Origin of the sequence: Lacrimispora sphenoides (genome assembly GCF_900105215.1) — a bacterium.
Taxonomy (GTDB): domain Bacteria; phylum Bacillota; class Clostridia; order Lachnospirales; family Lachnospiraceae; genus Lacrimispora; species Lacrimispora sphenoides_A.
In genome coordinates, this window is sequence record NZ_FOIP01000001.1 from 916834 (window position 1) to 935567 (window position 18734).

Below are 18734 nucleotides of genomic sequence, written 5' to 3' on the forward strand. Positions count from 1 at the left end.
AAGGAGCTGTTATATGCGACCAAAGTCTTATTCCATATTTGGTGGCCACGGAAGTAAATCAGGTGTTGAGCATGCTGCAGAAGTAATCTTTACTGTCTGTGGCTTCTTTGCCGTTTTGGCTGTGGCTTCTATCACTCTGTACATGATCATAAGCGGTACGCCGGCACTTTTTAAGGTGGGAATTCTGGATATTCTGTTCGGAACCATCTGGATGCCGGCAGCCGCTTCACCAAGCTTTGGTATCCTTTATGTCATTCTGACCTCTATCATAGGAACTGCTCTGGCAATCCTGATCGGCGTTCCCATTGGCGTTATGACTGCTGTTTTCCTGGCTGAAGTAGCCCCTGAAAGGCTAACCAAAATCGTGCGCCCGGCAGTAGAGCTGTTAGCCGGTATTCCTTCTGTTATTTATGGTTTGCTTGGTATCTTGATTTTAAACCCTTTAATGTATAAAATAGAGTCAAAAATATTTGCAGGATCCACCACCCACCAGTTTACCGGAGGCGCGAATCTGATCTCCGCTGTTTTAGTGCTGGCCTTAATGATTCTTCCTACGGTTATCAACATCAGCGAATCAGCGCTCCGTGCTGTTCCGCAGCACCTTAGGAGTGCCTCTCTGGCTCTTGGAGCTACCAAGATCCAGACGATTTTTAGTGCGGTCCTTCCGGCAGCAAAGTCCGGTATCATTACCGCAATTGTCCTTGGAACAGGCCGGGCCATCGGTGAAGCAATGGCCATCAGCCTGGTGTCCGGAAGTTCGGTAAATATACCTCTTCCCTTTAATTCGGTCCGTTTCCTTACTACTGCGATCGTATCAGAGATGTCTTATTCCGCCGGGCTCCACAAACAGGTGCTTTTTACCATAGGTCTTGTCCTGTTTGCTTTTATCATGCTCATTAACATTAGCCTTAACAATCTGTTAAAGAAAGGAGAGGAAAGCCATGACAAATGATATTGTTATTCCTGTTCAAAAAGAATCTGCAGTAACACATAGCATTTATAACCGAAAAAACCGGATCTCCGATTCTTTCTTAACGGTTCTTATTTACTTATGCGCTTCCATCTCCATTATGGTCCTGATCGGAATCATGGGCTATGTGTTTGTTCGCGGTGTTCCCGAAATCAGCCTGGAATTTCTGACCACTGTACCAAGTACCATTAAAGGAACCTTTGGTATCGTCGGAAATATTGTTAACACCTTATATGTCGTTGTCATTACCCTGTTAATCGCCACTCCCCTGGGCGTTGGTGCAGCCATTTACCTAAATGAATATGCAAAGGGCGGAAGGGCGGTACGAATCATCGAATTCACCACAGAAACCCTGGCAGGTATCCCCTCCATTATCTTCGGACTCTTTGGTTATGTATTTTTCGGGAACACCCTGGGCCTTGGCTATTCCATCCTCACCGGTGCATTAACCTTATCCATCATGGTTCTTCCCCTTATTACAAGAACCACTCAGGAAGCCTTAAAAACCGTTCCGGAAAGCTACCGCTCTGGTGCCCTGGGCATCGGTGCAACCAAATGGTACATGATCCGGACTATCCTGCTTCCCAGCGCCATGCCAGGCATTGTGACAGGAATCATCCTGGCCATCGGCCGTATCGTGGGAGAGTCCGCTGCCCTTCTCTTTACGGCAGGAAGCGGCTACCTCCTTCCAAAGGACTTCTTCGGGAAAATATTTGAATCGGGCGGTACCCTGACAATTCAGTTGTACTTATGCATGCAAAAGGCCAAATACGGCCAGGCCTTCGGAATTGCCGTTGTCCTTCTGGTCATCGTACTGGCAATAAACGGACTTGCAAAATATCTGTCTCATAAATTCAATACGGAGGTCAAAGAATCGTGAATACCAATACAGTAAAAATTTCAACCAACCATTTAAATCTATATTACGGAACCAATCACGCTCTAAAGGATGTAAGCTTAAATCTCTTCACAAATAAAATTACGGCCTTTATCGGCCCTTCCGGATGTGGAAAATCTACCTTCTTAAAAACATTAAACCGAATGAACGACCTGGTTCCGAGCGTAAAAATAGAAGGGGAGGTTCTTTTAGATGAAGAAAACATCTATGATCCGCGGGTCGACACCACTCTTTTACGCAAAAAAATCGGCATGGTATTTCAGCAGCCAAACCCGTTTCCAATGAGTATCTATGACAATGTAGCCTACGGTCCAAGAATCCATGGTATAAAGAATAAATCTGAACTTGACGATATAGTGGAAAGAAGCTTAAAAGGGGCCGCTCTCTGGGATGAGGTGTCTGATCGTTTAAAAAAATCAGCCCTAGGACTATCCGGCGGCCAGCAGCAGCGCCTTTGCATCGCCCGCGCCCTGGCAGTAGAGCCGGAGGTACTGCTTATGGATGAGCCCACCTCGGCCTTAGACCCTATCTCAACTCTGAAAATCGAAGACCTGATGGATGAGCTGAAAGAAAAGTATACGGTTGCAATCGTTACCCACAACATGCAGCAGGCAACCCGAATCGCAGATAATACCGCCTTTTTCCTTGTAGGAGAGGTGGTGGAATACGCTCCCACAACCGAGCTGTTTACTGCCCCTAAGGATAAAAGAACCGAAGACTATATCACAGGACGCTTCGGCTGATTCATTTTATATAGAACAATAAAGGAGAACAAACAATGACAACGAGAGTTAATTATGAGCATGAGTTAAGCCTCTTAAACCATGACATAAAAGAAATGGGGCGAATGGTTGAAACCTCCATCGAACAGTGCTTTGTGGCATTTGAAGACCAGGATTTTGAAAAAGCGGAGGATATCATAAAAGGAGACCGTACCATCAACGACCTAGAGCGTTCCATCGAGGCCCGCTGTCTCTCCATCATCTTACGCCAGCAGCCTGTTGCCGGAGACTTAAGAGTAGTTTCCAGCGCCCTAAAGGTAGTTACGGACTTAGAGCGTATCGGCGATCACGCTTCCGACATCGCCGAACTCATCCTACGCATAAAAGGCGAACACGTTTACCATGTAGTCCGCCACATCCCATCCATGGCTTCCGCCGCCCGCGAAATGGTCCGCTGCTCCATCGAAGCCTTTATCAACCAGGATTTAGAGACTGCAAAGCAGATCGAGAAGCAGGATGATGTGGTTGATGAATTATTCGATAAGGTGAAGAATGATGTAGTTGATTTGTTAAAGCATTCCAATGAGCATATCGATCAGTGCATTGATTTGTTAATGGTTGCGAAATATTTAGAGCGCATTGGGGATCACGCCGTAAATGTTTGTGAATGGACAGAGTTTTCAAAAACCGGAGCTTTGAAAAATGTACGGATATTGTAAAGCTACGAGCAGTGCGTCCTTAAAAACGAAAGAGCCCATAAGAATGCTTGCATTCTTATGGGCTCTTTTGATTTTGAGGACATAGGGCGACAGCCGTCAAGCGAGAAGGAGCGCAGCGGATTCGAGCTTGAGCACTGCGGACCAGCGGCCCACACAATCAAACCCAATCTTTCCCCCCCCAATCTCCTCATCCTACAACATCGCTTCACCTCGACAATAAGTCTGAACCACATCATAGTCATCCCGAAGAACAACAAAATCCGCATCATAACCCGCAACGAGTCTACCCTTCCTATCATCAACGCCCAGACACTTAGCCGGATTAATCGTACAGGAATTCAGTGCCGAATCAAAAGGCACCATAGCCTCTTCCACCAGAATCTTTAACCCCATATTCGACTTAAGCGTACTACCAGAGATCGTATCCGTCCCTTTCAAATAAGCAAGGCCGTTCTCCCTAATCTCAATGCTATGCCCTCCCAGCTGAAAATCCATTCCAACAGGGCAATGCTTTGGACAAAGAGAATCCGTAATCATAATCGCATGATCCCTTCCCTTTATCGCATAATAATTATTAAGCGCCGCCAAATGAGAATGGCACCCATCACAAATGATTTCGCCATAAATATCCCTCACCCTGAACGCAGCTCCTACCAGCCCCGGATTCCTGTGATGATAAGGTGTCATGCCATTATACACATGAGTCATAGAAGTCGCCCCATTTGCGATCCCCATAAGCGCCTGCTCATAGGTAGCGGACGAATGTCCCATGCTGACCACCACTCCGGTATCCTTACAATACCTTGTCAGGGTGAATCCCTCATCATGCTCCGGTGCAAGCGTAATATATTTAATCAAACCCTTAGCCGCTTCCTGATACTCTTTAAACTGCTCAACAGAAGCAGTAGCGATTGCCTCCGGCGGCTGGGCTCCCTTATACTTCATATCCAGATAAGGCCCTTCAAAATGAATTCCAAGAATCTCTGCCCCTTCATATCCGCCTTCCACAACAGCTGCCACATTTGTAACTGCCTTTGTCAGCACATCCGGCATCTGGGTCACAGTAGTCGGAAGGATAGAAGTCACTCCCTCCTCCGGTATCCGTCTCATCCATTCCCGCAATCCTTCCGGTTCTCCATCGTTGGTATCATAACCATAAGCTCCATGGGTATGAATATCAATAAATCCCGGAACAATCCTGTCATCCCCGTAATCCTGATCTGCCGCCATCTCACCATAATCAAGGACTGCCTTGATTTTTTCATCTTCCACCTGAAGCTGTGCCGGGATGAACTGTCCAGCGATCCAGACCCGTCTGCTCTGTATTATCATAACCGTAACCTCTCTTTCCTGATTTTCTCCCCAGCTTACGAACGTATTAATAAACTCACCCGCCGTTACACTGGTACGTTTATCTATAGTATAAACAGTTCCTCCCCTGTTTTCAAGAAGTTTAGGAATAGTTTCCTCCTTTTGCATGCATCAACTAATCCTGAGAAATCGGCCACCGTATAATCACCCGGAATAAATCTGCCTCCACTTCAATTTGAAGCCTGCCGTTTTGCAGCTCCACAAAGCTTTTCGCAATCGCCATTCCAAGACCAGAGCCCTCCGTATTCCTTGCCTGGTCTCCCCTGACAAACCGTTCGGTTATTTCATCCGGATTAAAAGTAAGCTCTGCAGCCGAAACATTCTTTAGTGTAGTGACCACATAACCTCCTTCCTTCTTCATATCGATATAAGCCCGGGTATGAGGCATTGCATATTTTATAATATTCGTTAATAAATTATCAAATATCCGATAAGTCTTCTGGCTATCCAAAGGCAAAACAATCTTTTCATCCGGCAGGTTCCACCTGAAATCAATGGTAGATTCCTCAATTTTATCACTAAGTTCCAGGCTCACCTCCTTTAACAGACTGACAATATCCACATCCTCTAAATTCAGCGTTACATTATTACTGTTCGCCTTACTGATTTCAAACAAGTCCTCAATAAGCGCTTTCAAACGCATCGACTTCTGTTCCAGTATGTCAATATAAGCCTTCCTCTGCTCCGGCGTCACATGATCATCCCGCAGCAAGTTTACATAAGTAATAATAGCCGTCAAAGGCGTTTTCAGATCATGTGACATATTGCTGATCAAATCAGTCTTAAGCTTCTGGCTTTTCACCTCTTCCCCCACAGCAACCTTAAACCCGCTTTGTATCTTCTGTATCTCCTTCTTAAAAGGCTCAAATACGCTTAGGTCTTCTTCTATGGCAACCTCTAAATTCCCCTCAGCAATCTGGTTTGTCGCCCTTAAAAGAATCTGATATTTGTCACTTAAATCCTTATAATATTTCCTCATCACAATAAACAAAATAATCGAATAGAGGATCAAAGCGCCAATTCCAAAAAACCACAGACTGCAAAGAACAGAGAGAATAATAAAGTTCACACCCACAATCCGGAAAATAGTCCGGTCCGAACGTTCCTGCAGGTTGATATTCCCTACAAACAAATAAATTCTACGGCAAGTATTTTTCATCCATTGCCAAAACCAGCCGCACAAGGTCCGTTCGTAAAGGTAACGCTTCAGTCCGATGTGTATGACGTCACGCACACATAAAACCGCCCAGTAAACGATTGCAAAGGGGATGGACCACCACATTAAATTCCAAAGCTTTATCATGATCCCAGCCACCAGAGGCAGGAAATTGGCTCGCATAAGAGCGTCGTACAAATCACCCCGGTTCGTTATTGCCACAAGATTTGTAAGTCCTGTTCCGAATAATACGGCGGCGCAGCCGACTCCTGCGACGATCTCAAAAGGCGTTCGTAAAATCCTGCTGTACTCCGGAAAATCCGGGTCAAAACAGGAAAAGAAAAAGGCTGCAATCGCTACGGCGCAGATCAGGCCCAGAAAGATCCTGGAAACGCTGCCCGAATAATTATAGGCGCTCCAGACGGTTTCTCTATCCTCTTCATATGCAGCAATCTGCTGGGCCCTCATTCCATAAGCAAAGGTAACATTTCTCGGGTTTTTCAGCTTTAAATCCGTCTCGTACCGATACTGGTCCCAATAGTGATCACTCATGGGGTCCTTATTCCCTAAGGTTCCCAGGGTATTTAAGAGACTGACCGTATTATCTCCGCTTACAGCCCCGGTTTCCATCCGCCCAAGGTCATCATAACGAAGCACAGCCTTGAACTTATATTCACCGCTTCCTCCAATGGATCGGCCTCCCGCATGGTCTGCCAAAACGCTGCCGCTTGCATCAAGGATCTGATAGTCCATGTAATTTCTTATACCGTTAAAACTCCGGCTCCAGGATTCGTATTCCTGGATACAGCTTTGGCGAAGATCCTTTATATACTCATTGCGATCCTCCTGGGCAGGCGATTCAAGGGATTCTTCCCCGGCAACAGTAATGGTATCCTCTCCTGTTATGATCTCCGTTTCTCCTTCCGAAGCTGCCGCCTGACTGTTCATGCTGTTCCTTAATTCTTCCTCTGCCAGAGGGAAATAAAACTGAAAGGGAGAAATAACACTGCCCTGTTCATATTGGGCCTGCTCCAGATAAAGCACATAATTGCCCAGAACCAGATGGTTAAGGAACGAATCCTGTTCATAAACAGGCTCCTCATATCTGGCTGATTCATTTTTAAAAAACGGATAAAGCCCCACCATGACAGATGCAGCCGATAAAACTACGATCACCGCAATAATTATGCTGATCCTATGCCTGTTTTTCAATTTTATATCCAACGCCCCACACCACCTTCAAATATTTCGGCTCCTTCGGGTTGATCTCGATCTTTTCCCTGATTTTCCTTACATGAACCATGATTGTATCCGTGTTGATGGCCCGTTCATTCCAGACCCGTTCATAAATCTCTTCTGCGGAGAAAACTCTTCCCGGATTTTTCATAAGAAGAGCCAGTATCTTAAATTCAATGGGAGTCAGTTTCGCCGGTTTTTCGTCAACAGTCACTTCCACCGTATCCTCATTAAGCTCCAGCCCACCGATGGAATAAACATTGCTTTTCTCCCTCTGCTCCTTTGCTTCCAGCATATCCATATATTTTTTATAACGCCGGAGCTGGGAATTCACCCTTGCTAACAGTTCCATGGGGGTAAACGGCTTTGAAACATAATCATCGGCGCCGATATTAAGCCCCATGATTTTATCCACTTCCTCAGACTTTGCCGATAAGATGATCACAGGGAAATCATGGGTCTCTCTTAATTTTACGGTCATAGTAATGCCATCCATTCTGGGCATCATCACATCCACAATCGCCAGATGAATCTCTTCCCGCTCCAACACCTTAAGACCTTCCACACCGTCTGCCGCCTGGAACACCTCGTATCCCTGGCTCCTTAAATATATCTCAATTCCCTCTCTGATCTCTTTATCATCCTCTACCAATAAGATGTGGTTTGCTTCCATGTTCTCTCTCCTTTCCCCTTTTATGTCCATTCTTTCCGGACATAGAGGTATGCCTGTGAGGCGTTTCCCATTTCTGCCTGATTTATTTGGCAAAAAGGTATCCCCATAGGGTGCTGCCTGATATGTGATTTGGACCTGCAGTCAGCAGTATCCACATTTATGATACCACATTTTCACTCTTTTTACTTTAATTAAAGGATACGAAAGCAATCTTAAATGGAGGGGCACAGAAAACGAAAGAAATTCTAAAATTTCCTTCCTCTTCTTTCATAATCATTTTCACAAAAAGAAAAAGGCCCATCAGGATTTCCAAAATCACTGATGCGCCTTTCCCATATTATTCGGATGTCTTCCGTAAATTGCTTTCCATCAACCGGTTATATCCCAGCCATCCGTTATTATCTCCTGCACCCTTTAACACCTCGATCATTGTCTCCATCTTGGCATCCGTATTATCTGCAAAATTTAACGCCAGCGCCTCGATTAAAGCCGGTTTCTTTGGAGAACCATATTCCAGCTCCCCGTGATGGGCCAGAATGCAGTGCTTCAGTTCAGAAGCCGTCTTTTCCGGAAAGCTTTCCATCGACCGGATTCTCTCTCCCACCATTTCCGTTCCAATGATGATGTGGCCCAAAAGCTGCCCGTCATCGGTATAGTCGTTTTCCGGGAATGTGGAAAGTTCCCTGGTTTTTCCGATGTCATGAAACATGGCTGCGGTTAAAAGCAAATCCCGGTTAATGTACGGATAGTAGCCGGCGTAATAATCACACAGCTTCACAACACTTAAGGTATGCTCCAAAAGCCCTCCCACAAAGCCGTGGTGAACACTTTTTGCCGCAGAGTGGAACTGAAATGCCTTGGCAAAAGCTGCATCCTCTACAAAAAAGCTTTCCGAGAGCTTTCTTAAATGAGGATTCTTAATTGTCCGGATAAAGCCCAGAAACTCCTCGTACATAAGTCCGATATTCTTAGAGGAAACCGGAAGATAATCACCCGGAACAAATTCTCCCTCATCCGCTTTCCGGATACGCTTGATATTCAACTGGTTGGAATTCTGGAAAACGGTCACATCTGCATCTATGTATACATAATCCAGAGTTTCAAAGTTCCCGATTCCCGGAGAGCCCAGGTCCCAGATCTTGGCATCTACTGTTCCGGTCTTATCCTGAAGAATCAGGTTTCCATATTCTTTTCCTGACTTCGTAAGGGCAATCTGCTTATTTTTGCATAAATACACATCTGATACATGAATTCCCTCACGGAATGTTTCTACATACCTCATTGTTTTCCTCCACATTCTTAACCCCAGGCAACACGGAAGCCAGGACAATTACCTGGCTCCAATGGTTACCTGATACTGTATCTCTTTATATTCTTCCCTTCCATAGCGGGAAACACTCACAGGAATCACATCTCCTGGATTGGAGTTTTCGAGCACTGACTGAAAGTCCTTCATGGTAACAATGGTTTCCTTTCCCATGGACCTTATGATATCGCCGCACTGGATCCCGGCATTATAGGCAGGGCTGTCTGCATTCACATCAACCACATATACCCCAAGAGGCATACCGTTGCTATTCATGACAGCACTTACTTCCTGTCCTTTGATCCCAAAGTATGGGTATGCCACCCCATTGCTCATTTTACCCAGAATGCTCTTATAATCGGATATGGCCATAGCCGCTGTCATATCCTTATTGCTGTCATTCTTATGTTCATCCGTTACCCAGCCGATGATCTGCCCCGACGTGTTCATAAGGAACGTGCCAGTCCCGGCATTTCCCTTCACATCGGAATACAGGATGCGTGTCATGCCATCGGTAATTTGTACATTTTTCGTTATATACGATATAAATCCGTATCCAGTGGAATGGACCATGCCGGCAGGGCCGCCAATGGCCAAAACCAGATCACCCTGCTTCACGGAATAGGAATTTCCCAGCTCAATAGCCTTAATCTCCTCTAACAAAGCCCTTCCAAGATCGGCCGTGGAAACACTTACGATGGCCATTCCGGAAAGCTTATCGGTCTGCTTAATGGTTCCCTGGACTTCCGTCCCGTCTGAAAATGCCACACGAATCGCCTCCGCATCCTCCACCGCTCCATCCGGTGTCAGCACCAGGAGCTCCTGATTTGCAGAAGCAATAACCACTCCGGAAAAAAGGCTGGAGTTTTCCACAGGGTTATTAAACCAGTCTGTCTGTGTTTTTACAGAATGGACCGTTACGATTCCCTTGTCCGCTTTTTGAACAAGAGTCCTTAGGCTTCCATAAAGAGTATTTAAATCATCCACTGAAAATGGATATTTCTCCATAGCAGATTTTAAAATATCCTCAATCGGTTCTGTCTCAGCTACAGATCCGGTCTCAGCCTCAGAAGGCACAGTTTCAGGATCATCCTTTGGTATGGTCACAGGAACACTTTCACTGGTGGACCCCTTAGCAAAAAATCGCTCAGCTACAGGTCGGGATACGGCAAATGTAACAGCTGCAATAATTCCGAAAATAACCGCAGTTGCAAAAAGGCCCAAGGCCCTTTTTAACATATCCCTTTTTGACATGGGCTGTCTCACTATCTTTTCATTGATAAACTGACGAGGCTCCGTCTTTCTATCATCTGGCCCGTTATTTTCCGGCATACTAACCCTCCTTCGCAGAAGACCTAAATACTATTATAAGGTTGTTCTCCCTTTAATGCAAGAAAAACCTACATAAACAGAGACTCCATCCGGAAACCTTAGGAATAATTTCCAGAAATCAAGAAACATTATAATTATCTCCATAGGAGGAAAAACAACCTGAGGATTGCAGTTTTTGTCCCATATATGCTATACTGTAACAGATACCATCATCACTGGACCACAATGCAAAGAAAGCAGAATAAACAAGGAATAATATATGAATCAGAAAGCATTAAAAACTTTAGAATATCATAAAATCATCGCACAGCTTGCAGAATACGCTTCCAGCGATTCAGGCAAGGCGCTGTGCCGGAATCTGGTACCATCAACGGACTACCAGGAGATCGTGAAATCCCAGAGCGAGACGACCGATGCCGCCACTAGAGTGCGCCAGAAAGGCGGCATCTCTTTTGGAGGCGTAAAAGACATCCGGCCATCCATAAAACGTCTGGACGTTGGAAGCTCTCTGGGAATTGTGGAGATTCTTTCCATCAGCTCCCTTCTAACCGCCTCAGCCCGGGCGAAAGCCTACGGACGCCATGAGGACTCTGAGCTGCCGGATGACTCACTGGAAGAATTCTTCCGGATGCTGGAACCCTTAACCCCGGTCAACACGGAAATCAAACGCTGCATCCTCTCCGAAGAGGAGGTCAGCGATGAAGCCAGCCCGGGACTTCATCATGTAAGGCGCTCCATGCGCTCTATTAATGATAAGATCCATACTCAGTTAAACTCCATATTAAACTCTAACCGGACTTATCTACAGGACGCGGTTATCACCATGAGGGATGGACGTTACTGTCTCCCGGTGAAATCCGAGCATAAATCCCAGGTGTCAGGCATGGTTCACGACCAGTCTTCCACAGGTTCCACACTTTTTATCGAACCAATGGCTATCGTGAAGCTTAATAATGATTTAAGGGCCCTGGAAATCCAGGAACAGAAAGAAATCGAAATGATCCTGGCCGATTTAAGCAACCAGCTGGCTCCCTATCTTGAGGAGCTGGAAACAAATTTTGAGATTCTGACTAAGCTGGATTTTATTTTTGCAAAAGCAGCCTTATCCAAACATTACAATGCAAGCCAACCGGAATTTAATACAAAGAGGATCATAAACATTAAGGATGGACGCCATCCCCTGCTTGATCCAGCCAAGGTGGTTCCCATCAGCATCCATCTGGGCCGGGACTTTGATCTGTTAATTGTAACCGGACCAAATACCGGAGGAAAAACAGTTTCCTTAAAGACAGTGGGCCTATTTACCCTCATGGGACAGTCCGGCCTTCATATACCGGCATTTGATGGTTCCCAGCTGGCAGTGTTTGATGAAGTGTTTGCAGATATCGGAGATGAACAGAGCATTGAGCAGAGCTTAAGTACTTTTTCCGCCCATATGACCAACATTGTCCAGATCCTGGGCCAGGCAGACAGCAATTCTCTCTGCCTGTTTGATGAGCTTGGAGCTGGAACTGATCCAACGGAAGGAGCGGCCCTTGCCATCTCCATCCTGTCATTTCTCCATAATATGAAATGCCGCACCATGGCCACCACCCATTACAGTGAGCTAAAGGTATTCGCCCTCACAACCCCAGGCGTGGAAAATGCCTGCTGCGAGTTTAATGTAGAGACTCTAAGACCCACCTACCGCCTTTTAATCGGCGTGCCGGGTAAGAGTAACGCCTTTGCCATTTCCAAAAAGCTGGGACTTCCGGATTATATCATTGAAGATGCGAAAACCAACCTTGAGGCAAAGGATGAAACCTTCGAAGACCTTTTGACCCATCTGGAACAAAACCGCGTCACCATTGATAAGGAACGGATCCAGATCGCATCCTATAAGCAGGAGGTAGAACAGTTAAAAGCCCGTCTGACCCAGAAGGAAGAACGGCTTGATGAACGCCGGGATCAGATGATACGGGCAGCCAAAGAGGAAGCACAGAAGATTCTCCGGGATGCCAAGGATACGGCAGACCAGACCATACGGAACATTAACAAGCTTGCCGCAGACTCCGGCGTAAGTAAGGAGCTGGAAGAACAGCGGAGCAAGTTAAGAAGCAAGCTTCAGGATGTGGATTCTTCCCTTTCCCTGAAAAACGAGAAAAAGCAGCCAGGAAAGAAAATCGATCCCAAAAAGCTGAAGCTGGGAGACGGTGTAAAGGTCTTAAGCATGAACTTAAACGGGACTGTAAACTCTCTTCCCAATGCAAAAGGCGATCTGTATGTACAGATGGGAATTCTCCGTTCATTGGTCAACATTTCGGACTTAGAGCTTCTCCACGAGGAGTCTGTTTCCACTCCCGCCTCTGGCGGTTCCAGAAAATCAGGAAGCGGAAGCAGTTCTACACGTATGTCCAAATCCTTTACCATCTCTCCGGAGATTAATCTGATCGGAATGACAACGGATGAAGCCATTCCTCAGCTGGACAAATACTTAGACGATGCCTATCTGGCCCACCTTCCCCAGGTGCGTGTGGTACATGGCCGTGGAACGGGAGCCTTAAAAAATGCGGTGCACAAGCACTTAAAAAAGTTAAAGTATGTGAAGGAATTCCGGCTTGGCGCCTTTGGCGAAGGGGATTCCGGCGTAACCATTGTTTCATTTAAGTAAAATACTTCGTTGCAGCCGCCAAATGGATATGCGGGCATATTCTCCTGGCTCGCTGTCTTTGCGTGAATCATTTGAGAAAGGGGGCCATTATGGCAGAAAAACAGCGGATATTGATTGTAGACGATGACAGCAACATCGCGGAATTAATTTCCCTCTATTTGTTAAAAGAATGCTATGAAACAGAAATCGTAGGCGACGGAGAGGAGGCACTCCGGGTATTTCCTGAGTTCCGTCCCCACCTAGTGCTTTTAGACCTGATGCTTCCCGGTATGGACGGCTACCAGGTCTGCCGGGAGATGCGTTCCTCATCCCAGGTCCCCATCATCATGCTGTCCGCCAAGGGAGAGGTCTTTGACAAGGTTCTGGGCCTGGAACTGGGCGCCGACGACTATATGATCAAACCCTTTGATTCCAAGGAACTGGTGGCCCGTGTAAAGGCCGTATTAAGACGTTACCAAACGAACCCTGTTCCTGCCGCTCTTCATACGGACCATCAGGGCGATTATGTAGAATATCCGGACCTCATTGTCAACCTGACGAATTATTCCGTTATCTATATGGGGCATTCCATCGAGATGCCGCCCAAGGAACTGGAGCTTCTTTATTTCCTTGCAGCCTCACCAAACCAGGTGTTTACAAGAGAGCAGCTTTTGGACCACATCTGGGGATATGAATACATCGGTGATACCAGAACCGTAGATGTCCATATCAAACGGCTCCGTGAAAAGATCAAGGATCATTCAGGCTGGGCCTTGACTACGGTTTGGGGAATCGGCTATAAATTCGAAGTAAAGAGATAAGGTGGTTATTCGCCCACTGATCATCATAATCCAAAAAGAGATGGTATTGGCCGCCACATTCGTGAAATAGTTATAAAAGTTATAAAAGAAAAGGACAGCTATTCGCTGTCCTTTTCCTCGTAAACGTCTCTGTTTTCTTTATATCTCAGTGTGTTCGGTCCCAGAAAATGCCCTGTTCCCCAGTGGTTGTTGAAAGTATTTACTTCCTCCGCCACGTCTTCTTCATAATCCTGATATTCCTGATATTCCTGATATTCCTTGTTCTTCTTCATGTTAATCACCTCTGTAATAGTATGGACGATTAGCCGAAAAATTAATCAACTGCAATCTTATATATGAAACCGATTACAAAAATCATATATGGAGAAAATAAGAAGTGACTTAATTACTGAAAAGATGTATACTAAATTTAATTACGTCTAGGTGATATCAATCATTTCTATTTCCTGGATGCAAAAATTAATAAGATGGAGTAGTATTATGAAGCAGTCAAATAACAGCCAGATAATAAAATCGTACCTCTCTGATGTGCATAAATACGGCCTCCATATGGAGTGCTTTGATTTTGAGGTGAAACACTAGATGACACATTCTCTCTATTATAAATTCGTCCTGGGCTATCTGCTGTTCGGCCTCCTCGGATTTGTTACCATTGCTACCTTTTCTTCTGAAATCACAGACCAATATCTTCTTGGCCGCCGTTCCGAAGCCTTGTATGGCGAAGCCAATCAGATCGCTTCCTCCTACAGCGGCATGTACCAAGGTAAGGACATGAAGCTGACCTCCTCCTATCCAGAGCTGGTGAAAGAAGGCAATTATCTTCATGCACAGATTTGGATTGTAGACCGGCAGGGTAAAGTGGTATCCGATAGTGCACAGTCCGACAAGCAGGGACAGGTCATCGAAAACTTTGACCCTACCTCAATGGGCAACAAGTCCTACACCATCGGCGATTACTATCATCAATTCTCCTATGATGTCTTAAGCGTCCATGCGCCCATTACAGGGAACTATAACACGTATGGCTACGTGGTGATCCACCTGCCGCTATCCTATTTGAAAATGGAGAGGGACGGGATCTTAAACATCGTTTATGTCACATCAGCGGTAGTGTTTGGCCTCTCCCTGATAATCCTCCTTGTTTTTACCAGGAATGTTTATTTTCCTCTTAAAAAAATCACGGCAGGAGCAAACGAATACGCCCAGGGGAACTTAGCCCACCATATTGAGGTAAATACAAGGGATGAAATGGGCTATCTGGCCGCTACGCTTAACTATATGTCCGCTGAATTGGGGAAGATGGAGGAATATCAGAAAACCTTTATCGCCAACGTTTCCCATGACTTCCGCTCTCCATTAACCTCCATTAAGGGATATCTGGAAGCCATCCTTGACGGAACCATACCGCCGGAGATGCATGAGAAATATTTAAACAGGGTTATTTCAGAAACAGAACGGTTAAACAAGCTGACCCAGGGAATGCTGACCCTTAATTCTCTGGACTGCAAGGGATATTTAAACCGCGCCAGCTTTGACATCAACCGGGTCATCAAGGATACGGCAGCTTCTTTTGAAGGAACATGCAGTGATAAAAACATCACCTTTGATCTGACCTTCTCTGAAAGCATTCAGATGGTTTATGCGGACCTTGGGAAGATACAGCAGGTACTCTATAATCTGATAGACAACGCCATAAAATTCAGCCATGCAGATTCCACCATCTGCATCCAGGCTTCAGTAAAGTATGAGAAAATCTTTGTATCTATTAAGGATACGGGAATCGGCATTCCAAAGGAAAGTTTAAAAAAGATCTGGGATCGGTTCTATAAATCGGACTTATCCAGAGGAAAAGATAAGAAGGGCACCGGACTTGGTCTTGCCATTGTCAGGGAGATCATCCAGTCCCACGGAGAAAATATTGACGTGGTCAGCACGGAAGGGGTCGGATCGGAGTTCATCTTCAGCCTGCCTAAGGCCGGAGCTCCATAGCATGTGCAATATTCCTGATCAGCATTAGAAGAGCAAAAAAACACCGGTACAGTATTTTCCAGGCAAACGTGGAAAATTCTGTACCGGTGTTTTTTATTCCTTCCACTGAAGATGATGAAGCTCACCCGTCATGGTCATGCGTTCGAATCCATTCTGTCTCAACGCCTCATAAAGCACGATCGATACAGAGTTGGATAAATTTAAAGACCTGATATCACCCCACATAGGGATTCTGATACACTGTTCCTGATTCTCCAAAAGGATCTCTTCCGGAATCCCGGCGCTTTCCTTTCCAAACATGAGAAAGCAGTCCGGTTCATACTCTACATCAGAATAGACATGAAGTCCCTTTGTGGTGGCCATGTAGATCTTCGCTCCAGGATTCCGGTTCAGAAAATCCTGATAATCGCTGTAAACTGTTACATCAAGCTTGTCCCAGTAATCCAGCCCGGCCCGTTTAATCAGTTTATCATTCAGTTTAAATCCCAGAGGCTCGATCAGATGCAGCTTCGTTCCCGTAGCCACACAGGTCCGGCCGATATTTCCGGTGTTGGCCGGCATCTCTGGCTCCAATATTACAATATTCATACCTCTTACGCCTTTCCATCCAGTTTCTTGACAAATCGGTCCATACGGCCTAAGGCCTCCTTAAGATTCTTCAGAGAGTATGCATAGGAAATACGAAGATATCCTTCTCCACAATCTCCAAAAGCCGTACCTGGTACTACCGCCACCTTTTCTTCCCGAAGGAGCCTGGTAGCAAACTCATCAGAGGTCATTCCAAACCGTTTGACAGAAGGGAAGGTATAAAATGCACCGTGAGGTTCAAAACACTCCATTCCCATTTCTTTAAATGCGTGGATCAGATAACGGCGCCTCTGGTCATAGGATTCCCTCATCACCTGAACGTCTTTATCTCCGTCACGCAGGGCCGCCACTGCGGCATACTGGCTGGTAGTCGGCGCACACATAATGGCAAACTGATGGATCTTTAACATCTGCTCCAGTATCACTCTCGGAGCCGCGGCATAGCCAAGGCGCCAGCCGGTCATGGCATAGGATTTTGAAAAGCCGTTGATGAGTACGGTCCGGTCCCTCATTCCGGGAAATGAAGCAATGGTAGTATGGTCGCTTCCGTAGGTAAGTTCCGCATAAATCTCATCCGAAATTACAAACAGATCCTTCTCTATAACGATTTTAGCGATCTCCTCCAGCTCCTCCGCCTTCATAACCGCTCCCGTAGGGTTATTGGGGAATGGAAGCACCAGTACCTTGGTCTTTGGGGTGATCTTTTCCAGCAGCTTTTCACTAGTCAGCTTAAACTGATCCTTTGCTTGCAGGTCAATGATGACCGGAACGCCATTTGCCAGAATGGTGCAGGGAACATAGGAAACGTAGCTGGGCTGAGGGATTAAAACTTCATCCCCGGGATTTAACATGGCGCGGAGGGCAATATCAATAGCCTCACTGCCGCCCACCGTCACCATTACTTCGTGGTCAGGATCATATGTAACCGCGAAGCGCCGGCTTAAATAGCCGCATATCTCCAGCTTTAATTCTTTCAGACCTGCATTGGAAGTATAAAACGTACGGCCTTTTTCCAGGGAATAAATCCCCTCCTCCCGGATATGCCAGGGCGTGTCAAAATCAGGTTCCCCCACTCCAAGGGAAATTGCATCCTTCATTTCACTTACTATATCAAAAAATTTACGGATTCCCGAAGGCTGGATCTCTACGATCCGATCTGATAATGGATTTCTCACGGCGTAATCAACATCCTTTCATCGGTTGTTCCTTCAGCAAGAACGGTTCCATGGTCTTTGTATTTCTTTAAGACAAAATGGGTCGCCGTGCTTAGCACCGATTCCATGGGGGACAGCTTTTCCGATACAAATTGTGCTACCTGCCTCATAGTCTTCCCTTCTATGAAAACCGTAAAGTCAAAAGCGCCGGACATGAGATAAACGGCATTTACCTCGCTGTACTGATAAATGCGCTCCGCGATCTTGTCAAAACCCATGCCTCTCTGGGGAGTGACCTTAACCTCAATCAGAGCCATAACTTTTTCGTCGCTGGTATTATCCCAGTTAATCAGGGTGTGGTAGCCGCATATGATATGCTCTTTTTCCATTTCAGCGATTTCATTGGCAATGGCGGCCTCATTTTCCCCTAAAAGAATCGCCAGATCCTTTAAATCGATCCTGCTGTTTTTTTCAATAATTGCCAATATTTTTTCTCTCATATCCTACCTCCTGATTTCCTTATTATTTGTCCACGCTTTTTGGACATAGCGGTATGCCCGCAGGGCGTTCCATATTATTCGTCCACGCTTTTTGGACATAAAACCTTATAAAGTTCATCCTCTGTGGGCCGGTCAAGATAGCCGACGCTTTCCCCGTGGTCAATGATCCGTTTGATACCTCCGGTTACTTTCCCGATCACAGCTGCATGGATTCCCTGCTCTTTTAAAGCATGTACCAGATCCCCTCCGTTATCAGCCGAAAAAAGCAGGCAGCCTGCCGAGAAAAGGCGGTACGGGTTTAAATCGTACCGCTCACAAATTTCAATGGTTTCCTGTTTCACCGGAATCCTGAGAAGGGAAAACCGGATACCCGTCATATAAGCGCCGGATAAATCCCAAAGAGCCTTTAAAACACCGCCCTCACCTGCCGGTTCACATTCAGATGCACCGAATTCCTTCCACTTTTCCAAATCTCCTTCCAGTTCCATGTTCCCGGATTCCAAGATCCGTACTACATAGTCTCTGGAAAACCATTGATATAATTCTTCTTGTTTATTTTTTACGGTTTCCACCGTTCCGGACAGCCCGGCATATCCTGCAATAACAAGATCCTGCCCGGGCCTTACGGTTCCGGTATTCTCCCTTTCGATCCGTCTCATATGCTTACCTG

17 protein-coding genes are annotated in these 18734 nt (G+C 45.9%); 7 read left to right on the forward strand and 10 right to left on the reverse strand.

All coding sequences use genetic code 11. The annotated features are described in order from the left end of the window. Window positions 1-13 precede the first annotated feature (13 nt). From pstC to phoU, 4 genes are read left to right on the forward strand one after another with little or no spacing between them, the layout of a single operon-like run. Entirely contained in the window at window positions 14-952 is a 939-nt protein-coding gene (gene pstC, locus BMW45_RS04080; protein WP_092240747.1) for a phosphate ABC transporter permease subunit PstC, read from the forward strand. Further along, window positions 942-1850, forward strand: coding sequence for a phosphate ABC transporter permease PstA (pstA, locus tag BMW45_RS04085; protein WP_092240749.1), 909 nt, complete (start codon window positions 942-944; stop codon window positions 1848-1850). Before pstC ends, pstA begins: the two co-directional genes overlap by 11 nt. Continuing rightward, a complete protein-coding gene (gene pstB, locus BMW45_RS04090; RefSeq protein WP_092240751.1) occupies window positions 1847-2611 on the forward strand; it encodes a phosphate ABC transporter ATP-binding protein PstB in 765 nt (254 codons plus the stop codon). The genes pstA and pstB overlap by 4 nt, the downstream gene beginning before the upstream one ends. 35 nt (window positions 2612-2646) lie before the next feature. Next, window positions 2647-3309 carry a phosphate signaling complex protein PhoU gene (gene phoU, locus BMW45_RS04095; RefSeq protein WP_092240753.1) on the forward strand — a complete coding sequence of 221 codons (663 nt, stop codon included), beginning with the start codon at window positions 2647-2649 and terminating at the stop codon, window positions 3307-3309. 192 nt (window positions 3310-3501) lie between these two features. On the opposite strand, the gene nagA is transcribed toward phoU, so the two are convergent. The 5 genes from nagA to BMW45_RS04120 form a co-directional block, all read right to left on the reverse strand. Beyond that, complete coding sequence (gene nagA / locus BMW45_RS04100; protein ID WP_092246150.1) at window positions 3502-4641, reverse strand: N-acetylglucosamine-6-phosphate deacetylase; 1140 nt, start codon at window positions 4639-4641, stop codon at window positions 3502-3504. Window positions 4642-4795: 154 nt separating this feature from the next. Then, complete coding sequence (locus tag BMW45_RS04105; RefSeq protein WP_092240755.1) at window positions 4796-7060, reverse strand: sensor histidine kinase; 2265 nt, start codon at window positions 7058-7060, stop codon at window positions 4796-4798. Then, window positions 7032-7745: a response regulator transcription factor gene (locus tag BMW45_RS04110; RefSeq protein WP_025231087.1), complete on the reverse strand. Its 714-nt coding sequence runs from the start codon at window positions 7743-7745 to the stop codon at window positions 7032-7034. The genes BMW45_RS04105 and BMW45_RS04110 overlap by 29 nt, the downstream gene beginning before the upstream one ends. Window positions 7746-8082: 337 nt before the next feature. Next, on the reverse strand, window positions 8083-9027 hold the full coding sequence (locus BMW45_RS04115) for a 3'-5' exoribonuclease YhaM family protein (RefSeq protein WP_092240757.1): 945 nt from the start codon (window positions 9025-9027) through the stop codon (window positions 8083-8085). A 48-nt stretch (window positions 9028-9075) separates the two neighbouring features. Beyond that, a complete protein-coding gene (locus BMW45_RS04120) occupies window positions 9076-10383 on the reverse strand; it encodes a S1C family serine protease (RefSeq protein WP_092240759.1) in 1308 nt (435 codons plus the stop codon). Window positions 10384-10642: 259 nt separating this feature from the next. Here BMW45_RS04120 and BMW45_RS04125 point away from each other — a divergent pair, with 259 nt between their 5' ends. Both BMW45_RS04125 and BMW45_RS04130 read left to right on the forward strand, forming a co-directional pair. Further along, entirely contained in the window at window positions 10643-13033 is a 2391-nt protein-coding gene (locus BMW45_RS04125) for an endonuclease MutS2 (RefSeq protein ID WP_092240761.1), read from the forward strand. 89 nt (window positions 13034-13122) lie between these two features. Further along, window positions 13123-13833 (forward strand): response regulator transcription factor, encoded by a 711-nt coding sequence (locus BMW45_RS04130; protein ID WP_025231083.1) that lies wholly within the window; start codon window positions 13123-13125, stop codon window positions 13831-13833. A gap of 98 nt (window positions 13834-13931) precedes the next feature. Here the strand turns inward: BMW45_RS04130 and BMW45_RS27710 are convergent, their stop codons facing one another. Next, on the reverse strand, window positions 13932-14105 hold the full coding sequence (locus BMW45_RS27710) for a hypothetical protein (RefSeq protein ID WP_166433272.1): 174 nt from the start codon (window positions 14103-14105) through the stop codon (window positions 13932-13934). Window positions 14106-14415: 310 nt separating this feature from the next. Here BMW45_RS27710 and BMW45_RS04135 point away from each other — a divergent pair, with 310 nt between their 5' ends. Further along, a complete protein-coding gene (locus tag BMW45_RS04135; protein WP_025231082.1) occupies window positions 14416-15822 on the forward strand; it encodes a sensor histidine kinase in 1407 nt (468 codons plus the stop codon). A gap of 93 nt (window positions 15823-15915) precedes the next feature. Here the strand turns inward: BMW45_RS04135 and trmL are convergent, their stop codons facing one another. The 4 genes from trmL to BMW45_RS04155 form a co-directional block, all read right to left on the reverse strand. Continuing rightward, window positions 15916-16410: a tRNA (uridine(34)/cytosine(34)/5-carboxymethylaminomethyluridine(34)-2'-O)-methyltransferase TrmL gene (gene trmL / locus BMW45_RS04140; protein WP_092240763.1), complete on the reverse strand. Its 495-nt coding sequence runs from the start codon at window positions 16408-16410 to the stop codon at window positions 15916-15918. Window positions 16411-16415: 5 nt separating this feature from the next. Continuing rightward, window positions 16416-17585 (reverse strand): aminotransferase class I/II-fold pyridoxal phosphate-dependent enzyme, encoded by a 1170-nt coding sequence (locus BMW45_RS04145; protein WP_092240765.1) that lies wholly within the window; start codon window positions 17583-17585, stop codon window positions 16416-16418. Continuing rightward, window positions 17582-18064, reverse strand: a complete 483-nt coding sequence (locus BMW45_RS04150; protein ID WP_025231079.1) for an Lrp/AsnC family transcriptional regulator — start codon at window positions 18062-18064, stop codon at window positions 17582-17584. Before BMW45_RS04150 ends, BMW45_RS04145 begins: the two co-directional genes overlap by 4 nt. Window positions 18065-18138: 74 nt before the next feature. Beyond that, window positions 18139-18723: an AIR synthase-related protein gene (locus BMW45_RS04155; protein WP_092240767.1), complete on the reverse strand. Its 585-nt coding sequence runs from the start codon at window positions 18721-18723 to the stop codon at window positions 18139-18141. Window positions 18724-18734 lie beyond the last annotated feature (11 nt).